The organism is Dietzia sp. SLG310A2-38A2 (assembly GCF_014145095.1).
Lineage (GTDB): Bacteria > Actinomycetota > Actinomycetes > Mycobacteriales > Mycobacteriaceae > Dietzia.
The window spans coordinates 1-1908 of sequence record NZ_JAALDX010000465.1 but is presented as its reverse complement, the minus strand read 5'-3'; the positions used below and the strand labels follow the sequence as shown (position 1 = coordinate 1908).

At 69.7% G+C, this 1908-nt stretch carries 3 protein-coding genes; all 3 read left to right on the top strand.

The window, feature by feature from the left end:
* Positions 1–542: TetR/AcrR family transcriptional regulator (locus G6027_RS15185; protein WP_182637901.1), on the top strand; the 542-nt coding region annotated here is incomplete at its 5' end.
* 8 nt (positions 543–550) lie between these two features.
* Positions 551–1765, top strand: coding sequence for a cytochrome P450 (locus G6027_RS15180; protein WP_182637900.1), 1215 nt, complete (start codon positions 551–553; stop codon positions 1763–1765).
* On the top strand, positions 1765–1908 hold a 144-nt coding region (locus G6027_RS15175), incomplete at its 3' end, for an SDR family NAD(P)-dependent oxidoreductase (RefSeq protein WP_182637899.1). The genes G6027_RS15180 and G6027_RS15175, both read left to right, overlap by 1 nt.

Below are 1908 nucleotides of genomic sequence, written 5' to 3'. Positions count from 1 at the left end.
TGCGGCGCCTCAACGGCCAGCAGGCCGAGACCGTCGACCGCCTCACCACCGCCGCCGTCGAGGTGTTGCGCGAGAAGGGGCCGGGAGGCCTCGCGGTCCGGGCGGTGGCCTCCAGGGCCGGCGTCGCCCCGGCCACCGCGTACACCTACTTCTCCTCCAAGGGCCACCTCATCGCCGAGGTGTTCTGGCGGCGCCTCCGTGACCACGTCACCGAGGGGGCCGGGACCGGCACGACGGTGGACCGGGTGGTGGCTGTGCTGCGCGACGTCGCGTTGCTGGTCGCGGACGAGCCCGAACTCTCCTCTGCGGTCACCGCCGCCCTGCTGGGCGACGACCCGGAGGTCTCCCACCTGAGGATCCGGATCGGTGCCGACATCCGCCGCCGTCTGATGGCCGCCCTGGGGGACGAGGGTGACGACGAGGTGATCGACGCCTTGGAGATGGTCTACGCCGGCGCGCTCGTCCGAGCCGGGATGGGTTACGGCTCCTACTCCGACATGGCGGACGCCATCGAATCCGCCGCCCGACTCATCCTGAGGTGACCTGAGACATGACCACCGCGACTCCCGCCCCGCTCGTGTTCAGCCCGTACGACTACGCCGTGCACGAGGACCCGTATCCGTTCTACGCCCGGCTGCGCGCCGAGGCCCCCGTCTACCACAACCCGGATCTCGACTTCTGGGCCCTGAGCAAGCACGCGGATGTCCGAGAGGCCTTCCGCGCGCCCGACGTGTTCTCCAACTCGATGGGCGTCTCCCTGGATCCGGCGGCGTACGGGCCGCACGCCTACAAGACGATGTCCTTCCTCGCGATGGACGACCCGCGGCACGCCCGCCTGCGCAAGCTCGTGAGCAAGGGCTTCACGTCCAGGCGCGTCGACGCGCTCTCCCAGGGGATCGAACGGATCTCACAGCGGTACTGGGACGAGTGCCTGGAGAGGTCTCGCGACGGCGGCGAGTTCGACTTCGTCCAGGACTACGCGGGCAAGCTGCCGATGGATGTCATCTCCGATCTCATGGGGGTGCCGGAGTCGGACCGGGACGAGCTCCGACGGCTCGCGGACCTCGTCATGCACCGCGAGGAGGGCGGTCAGGACGTGCCCGAGGACTCCATGGTCGCCGCGTTCGACCTCATCGCGTACTACCAGGGCATGGTCGCCGAACGGCGGAAGCAGCGGACCGAGGATCTCACCTCGGCGCTCATCGACGCCGAGATCGACGGGGAGAAGCTGGACGAGGACGAGATCCTGTCCTTCCTCTTCCTCATGGTGGTGGCGGGCAACGAGACCACCACCAAGCTGCTCGCCAACGCGATGTTCTGGGGCCACGAGTACCCCGAGCAGTCGCAGCTGGTCATCGCCGACCCGGAGCGGGTGACCGACTGGGTCGAGGAGACGCTGCGCTACGACACCTCCAGCCAGTTGGTCCTGCGCACGACGATGCAGGAGGTCACGGTCCGCGACGTCACCATCCCGGCCGGCCAGAAGGTGCTGCTGCTCATCGGCGCGGCCAACCGCGATGAGGAAGTGTTCGAGGACGCCGCCGCCTTCCGCCTGGGTCGCGACACCTCCGCGAGCCTGAGCTTCGGGCAGGGGCCACACTTCTGCCTCGGCGCGCACCTCGCGCGACTCGAGGGCCGGATAGCGCTCGACCAGATCTCGCGGTCCGTCACGGGCTACGAGATCCTGCCCGGCGCCGAGCGCGTGCACTCCTCCAACGTGCGTGGTTTCGCTCGTCTGCCCATGCGCGTCGAGGTCAGACGCTGATGAGTCTGAGATTCCCACCGCAGCAGGACGCGGCCGAACGGCCCGCACTCGTCACGGGCGCCTCCTCCGGGATCGGGCGAGCCACCGCTGAGGCGCTGGCCGCGCTCGGTCACCCCGTGGTCGTGGGGGCCCGCCGCGCCGAC